Origin of the sequence: Arthrobacter sp. NicSoilB11 (genome assembly GCF_019977375.1) — a bacterium.
GTDB lineage: Bacteria > Actinomycetota > Actinomycetes > Actinomycetales > Micrococcaceae > Arthrobacter.
The window spans coordinates 49,332-55,501 of record NZ_AP024658.1; the positions used below are offsets into that span (position 1 = coordinate 49,332).

Genomic DNA, 6,170 nt, shown 5'->3' on the forward strand with positions numbered 1-6,170 from the left:
AGGAGCGGTTAGATCTCCCGTTCCGGCTGTTCGCCGAACACGAAGTGCCGGCCACTGACGGACTTCGGTTCGATCTCCACGTAGAAGTCCTTGAGTGTTGGAACCCAGGTCTTCAGGCCAAGCTCCTCAATGGCTGCGAGCTCATCCGAATTGCTGAGCACCCGCGCTGTGCCCCTCAGGACAACCGACCAGGCCTCCTGCGAGAGGATGCCGTCGGTCTCGAACAGCACCTGGGCGTTGATGGTCAGTTGCGCGAGTTTGTTTCCCGGCGCCGTGCGCAGGTAGACCTTCCGGTTTGAGGTCACGTAATTCACCGGGAAAATGTCCGGTTCCCCCGCAACAGAAACCACCAGCCGCCCGTGCTGCGTTGCCGCCAGCAGGCGCCAGGACTGCTCGTCATCGAGTTCCAGGACGGGATTGCCGTCCGCGTGTTCAAACATCATGCGGCCATTGTTCTACTCGCAGTAGAAATGCGCCAGAGGCTTTGTACCCATCTCCGCCTGTTTGTGACAGGTCCGTCAAGGCTTAACACTTCCGAAACAGGCTTGTGACCGGACTGTCTTTCCTGCTGGATAGCGTCGCACGCAGGGCCGTGATGGCTAAACGCAAACGAAAGCGACGCACCTAATGGGCAACGACACAGACACAACGCAATTACTGGAACCGGCGGCACCATCCGTTGCCGCCGTCGTCGGACATTCCCCGGCAACCCCGACGGCAGGCAACACCGCGGCGCTGAACGCCACCAAGGAAAGCCTGGAGGACTACACGCTGCGGTTCGCGCCGCGCTCCTACCGCAAGTGGAGTGCAGGAGTGGTGGCAACGAGCGCGCTGGGCGGCATCGCCTACCTGGCGGACTTCTCGATCGGCGCGAACATCGGGATCTCGTACGGCACTGTCAACGCGATCCTGGGGATCCTGGTCGCAGCCGTCGTCATCTTCGCCACCGGATTCCCCTTGGCCTACTACGCGGCCCGGTACAACATCGACCTGGACCTGATCACCCGCGGTTCCGGCTTTGGCTACTACGGATCGGTGGTCACGAACGTTATTTTCGCGACCTTCACCTTCATCTTCTTTGCGCTGGAGGGCTCCATCATGGCGCAGGGCCTGGAGCTCGGGCTCGGCGTCCCGCAGTGGCTGGGGTATGCCGCCTCCACCGTGATCATCATCCCGTTGGTGATTTATGGGATGAACACCCTGGCCAAACTTCAAGTGTGGACCACTCCGCTGTGGCTGCTGCTGATGGTGGTTCCCGTGGGCTACCTGCTGATGTCCCATCCGGAGAGCATCGACAGCTTCTTTGCGTACACGGGTGCGTCCGGCGATGGCGGACCGAACCTGGCGTCCGTGATGCTCGCAGCCGGAGTGTGCCTGTCCCTGATGGCGCAGATCGCCGAGCAGATCGACTACCTCCGGTTCATGCCGCCGCGTACCGAGGCCAACAAGGGAGCCTGGTGGCGTGCGGTGATCCTTGCCGGGCCGGGCTGGGTGATCTTTGGGGCGATCAAGCAGATTGTGGGACTGTTTATCGCCATCTACCTGATCGCCACACTGGACCCCGCCGCCTCTGCCACGGCCAATGAGCCCGTGCACCAGTTCCTGGGCGTCTACCAGGAGATGATGCCGGCCTGGCTGGCCATGACGCTGGCCGTGGTGCTGGTGGTCATCTCGCAGATCAAGATCAACGTCACCAACGCATATTCGGGCTCCCTGGCGTGGACCAACTCGTTCACGCGCATCACTAAGACGTACCCGGGCCGGATGGTGTTCGTCGTGGTGAACCTGCTGATTGCGCTGGTTCTGATGGAAGCGAACATGTTCGATTTCCTCAATACCATCCTCGGTTTCTACGCCAACTGCGCCATGGCCTGGGTGGTCACGGTGGCGTCCGATATCGCCATCAACAAGTACCTGCTGAAGATCTCGCCGAAGGTGCCGGAGTTCCGCCGCGGCATGCTGTACGCCGTGAACCCGGTCGGATTCGTGTCCATGCTGGTGTCCGCAGGAATTTCCATTGCCGTGTTCTTTGGTGCGTTCGGTGCCGCAATCCAGCCGTACTCGCCCATTTTCGCGGTTGGCCTGGCGCTGGTCCTGCCGCCGGTTCTCGCTGTGCTGACCCGCGGCAGGTTTTATCTTCGCCGCACCGAAGACGGCATTGATCTGCCCATGTTCGACGCCGATGGGAACCCGAGCGACGCCAAGCTCCTATGCCACGTGACGGGGTTGGAATTCGAGCGGCCGGACATGGTGCGTTCCGCGCAGGACGCTCCCGACGGCGGTATCCAGTACGTTTCTTCGCTCGCCTTGTCGACGGACAAGACAGGGGAGTTGGTGCTCCCAGCCGGAAAATAGGCGCTTTAGTTCTGGCGGTCATTACAAAAAGGAAGCCGGTGCACGTGGTGTGCCGGCTTCCTTTATGACTTCTTCTGTCGCATTCCGGATGGTAGAAACGGAACCGGGTCCGCCTGTGGATAAGTTCGGTCGCCGAATTGTGACGTGGGCTACCCTTAACTCACTGTCCGGAGCAAGCCGTCTTGAAATTTACTGGGGGTACAGCGGCCCATGACATCACAGAACTTCTTTACGTCCCGCGCTGTGCGGTCCGGGGCAGCAGCCCTTGTTATTGGTCTTTCACTGGCTCTGTCCGGCTGCAATTCCGGGGGCTCTCCGGGGCCGGGCGGCACTTCGTCGCCCGTGGCGGCCGAGACGCCCACAGCCAGCACCACGCCGACTCCCATCCCCACACCCAGCGCCGTCTATAAGCCAGCCGACGCGTCCGGCCCCGCCCAAAACGTGCCGGTTCCCGTGCTGCCGGAAGTAGCCAAGACAGAAACGAGGGAAGGACTAGAGGCGTTTACTGCCTATTGGTTTGAACTACTCAATTACGCTTACCAGACTGGTGATGTGGCGGGCCTAGAGTCAGTAACCTCGCCAGGCTGTGACTATTGCTCGAAACTAAGCACTTCTCTGATTACCAACTATCAAGGGAATCGCTGGCTGTCGGGTGGGAAGATCACGATTCCCGTCAGGACGACTACGTTTGAGAGATCTGCTGATGGAAACTTCCAAGTCATTTTGCAGGTCCTGCAGAGTCCTATCAGTTACTACGAGCCCGGCGGCAGGGAGTTTAGAACTGCCAGTAACGGTTCGAACACGGGCAACGTACTGTTGGCCAACTTCGAGGCTGGCGCCTGGCGCGTCAACGATCTGCATCCCTTACGCTGATGCTTCGATTAAGCTCGCGAAGCATTGTTTCGTTCCTGATCATATTGGTGGTTTTGAACGCCGGGCTCGTGCCCCCAGGATTTGCGGATGACGGTCTTGAAGCTGATTTCGGTGAGGTGGGAATAGACGTTGACAGTTGGACTAAGGATCCAGTCACCGGTCATATGTCTCCACCTGAACCTGGGACTGTAAGCACCGACCCCAACGAGTACAAGTACGAGCTCCAATGCCACCTCGGCGGAGGAGACTTTGACACCCCTTGCCTTGCCCGCCAGCTCGACTGCAAGGACCGGGAGGACGGTGCCAAGGGCATTCCGGTCGTGTGGCTGTCGCGGCCGCGGGGCGTGCCCGGCGCGGTTTGGGCGCATCACTCAGGACCCACCTGCCTTTACGACCCGAAGCCCGAGGACCTCCTGCCCCGGATCGCCGCCGATATCCAGCGCCAGTTCCAGAACCTGCCGGTCAACGCCGGGAAGGTTGTGGCGCAGCCCAGCCCCAATACCCTCCGGGGCGCGGAGACGAACTTTTACGCGGAAGCCATTGAACAGCAGTTCGACATCACCATGTTCGGCCAACAGGTACACGTGGTGGCGACACCCGTCCAATACACCTGGAACTACGGGGACGGCACGGTTTTCGGCCCCCAGCCGTCAATGGGCGGCGCCTTGCCACAGGACAGGTGGGGCGAGAAGACCCGGACCAGCCACGCCTACGCATCCACCGGCGATTTCCAGGTGGTGCTGACAACCTCGTTCCAAGGCACCTATTCGGTGAACTCCGGTCCACCCCTTCCGATACCCGGCCAGGGCCAGTTCAGCGCGCCCCCGCAAGGGATCAGCGTCTGGCGCTCGCTCACCCGCAACTACGCCGACGACTGCAACGCCAATCCCCAGGGGCAGGGCTGTCCGGGTGCCGAAGCACCACGGTAGGTTCAAAAGCAGGGCAGAACTGGCTGTGATCCCTATCGCACCCGCGAAAGTCCGGAATAGTTGCACGCGCCCCACAGTTGGCAAAGGCAGTACGTCTTCAGCCTTCGAAAGGAACTGCGCATGCTGTTTTCCCCACTCACCCTCGGCGAACTTGAACTTCCCAACCGGCTGGTGATGGCACCCCTGACCCGCCTCCGCGCCGGTCAGGAAGGCATCCCGGGCCCGCTCGTCGTCGAGCACTACCGCCAGCGCGCGTCCCTTGGCCTCATCGTCAGCGAGGGCACCTACCCCACTCCCGCAGGACAGGCCTATCCCGGCCAGCCGGGCATCGTCACCCAGGAGCAGGTTGCAGGGTGGAAAAAGGTTACGGATGCCGTCCACGCCGAAGGCGGGCGCATGTTCGCCCAGATCATGCACGGCGGCCGGGTTTCGCACCCTGACATCACCGGCGGTCTGCCCATCGTCGCCCCCAGTGCAGTAGCGATTGACGGCGACGTCCGGACGCCGGCCGGCAAGAAGCCCTACCCGGTGCCGCAGGCACTGACCACCGACGAACTCCCCGTCGTCATCCAGGAGATCGTCAACGCCTCCCTGAACGCAATTGAGGCAGGGTTCGACGGTGTGGAACTGCACTCGGCCAACGGTTACCTCCTGCACGAGTTCCTGGCGCCAAATTCCAACATCCGGACCGACAGCTACGGCGGATCACCCGAGAACCGCGCCCGTTTTGTGATCGAAACGGTCAACGCAGTGGTTGCCGCCCTCGGCGCAAACCGGGTGGGGCTGCGCATTTCCCCGGAGCACAATGTCCAGGGCATTGCCGAGACCGACGCCGCGGATGTTCGTGCTACGTACGAAGTCCTCGTGGACAGCATTGCGCCGCTCAACCTCGCCTACCTGAGCATCCTGCACCACGAACCTGCCGGCGAACTTGTCCAGGACCTTCGCGTACGCTTCGGCGGCACCTTCCTGGTGAACACAGGCTTCGGCGTGGTCACCACCCGGGAAGAAGCCGTGAGCCTGGTGGCTGAGGGCCATGCGGACGCCGTGGTGGTGGGCCGCCCCGCGATCGCCAACCCGGACCTTGCCCGCCGCTGGAAGGAAAGCCTTCCGCTGAACGAGCCCGACGCCTCCACCTTCTACGCCGAAGGCGCCACCGGTTACACGGATTACCCGGCCTACCAGGGCTGAGCGGCGGATCGGCCGAGCTGAACAAAACGACGACGGCGGCACCCATCATGGGTGCCGCCGTCGTTGGCTGTCTGGGGTGCTGGTCCCGGGCAGCAACACCGGAAGGTCATCCGACGACCTCACGGCTGAAGAATTATGTGGCCCGCCGGACTCCATCGGATGCCGGCGGTGATCAGATGCTACTCCAACGAATGGACTCTTACCAGAGCCAGTTTTGCCGCAAGGAAAAAGCGCTAGAGCACGGCTTCCCGGCCGGTCCCTTCCTTCATCACCAAGCGCCCGTCCTCGATGGACACCAGCACACTCTTGGGCCTGCCGCTGACCTTGGTGATGGCTTTCAGCCCACGGTTGGTGACCTCAACGCCCACCTGGGCACCCTTGGCCGGCAGCTCTACCGAGACCTCTGACGCGATGCCGAGAAGCGGATTCGTGGAAATCCCCACATCCCTGCGCACAGCCTTCCCGTTCACGGTCACGGTGACGTTCGCTTCGTCGAACCCGTCCTGAAACACAACCAGCAATTCCCGCATGGTGGCCTCTTCCTCGAGCATGGGTGCCAGTGATGGCTAGTCCACTACAGCACTTTGCGCGTCCCAGGGGAATACCTGCTTTTCCCGATGGCGCCTCAGCGAGTACGGCGGCGGTGGAGCCCCGCAGGCCGGTAAGGCAAGATGTTCTGGTGACCCAAATGCCAGGACCTTCCGCCGCTTCCGTCCGCCCCAGCGCATCAGGGGAGGACGAACTCTTTGCCCAGATCGCTGCTGAGCTGGGGGTCAAGGCCTGGCAAGTGAAGGCTGCAGTTGAATTGCTCGACGGCGGCCT

6 protein-coding genes are annotated in these 6,170 nt (G+C 61.9%); 4 read left to right on the forward strand and 2 right to left on the reverse strand.

Translation table 11 applies throughout. From position 1 onward, the window contains the following. Positions 1 to 8 precede the first annotated feature (8 nt). Positions 9 to 443, reverse strand: coding sequence for a pyridoxamine 5'-phosphate oxidase family protein (locus tag LDO14_RS20700; RefSeq protein ID WP_026265824.1), 435 nt, complete (start codon positions 441 to 443; stop codon positions 9 to 11). A 184-nt stretch (positions 444 to 627) separates the two neighbouring features. Here LDO14_RS20700 and LDO14_RS20705 point away from each other — a divergent pair, with 184 nt between their 5' ends. The 4 genes from LDO14_RS20705 (at position 628) to LDO14_RS20720 (ending at position 5,348) form a co-directional block, all read left to right on the forward strand. Then, positions 628 to 2,355, forward strand: a complete 1,728-nt coding sequence (locus LDO14_RS20705) for a hypothetical protein (RefSeq protein ID WP_223993949.1) — start codon at positions 628 to 630, stop codon at positions 2,353 to 2,355. 210 nt (positions 2,356 to 2,565) lie between these two features. After that, complete coding sequence (locus tag LDO14_RS20710; protein ID WP_223993950.1) at positions 2,566 to 3,228, forward strand: DUF6318 family protein; 663 nt, start codon at positions 2,566 to 2,568, stop codon at positions 3,226 to 3,228. Positions 3,229 to 3,392: 164 nt separating this feature from the next. Beyond that, the gene (locus LDO14_RS20715; RefSeq protein WP_223993951.1) at positions 3,393 to 4,157 is read left to right on the forward strand and encodes a hypothetical protein; all 765 of its coding nucleotides are present in this window, start codon (positions 3,393 to 3,395) and stop codon (positions 4,155 to 4,157) included. A gap of 120 nt (positions 4,158 to 4,277) precedes the next feature. Beyond that, positions 4,278 to 5,348: an alkene reductase gene (locus LDO14_RS20720; protein ID WP_134165609.1), complete on the forward strand. Its 1,071-nt coding sequence runs from the start codon at positions 4,278 to 4,280 to the stop codon at positions 5,346 to 5,348. Between the two features lie 233 nt (positions 5,349 to 5,581). On the opposite strand, the gene LDO14_RS20725 is transcribed toward LDO14_RS20720, so the two are convergent. Continuing rightward, positions 5,582 to 5,899 carry a hypothetical protein gene (locus tag LDO14_RS20725; protein WP_018769621.1) on the reverse strand — a complete coding sequence of 106 codons (318 nt, stop codon included), beginning with the start codon at positions 5,897 to 5,899 and terminating at the stop codon, positions 5,582 to 5,584. Between the last annotated feature and the right edge of the window lie 271 nt (positions 5,900 to 6,170).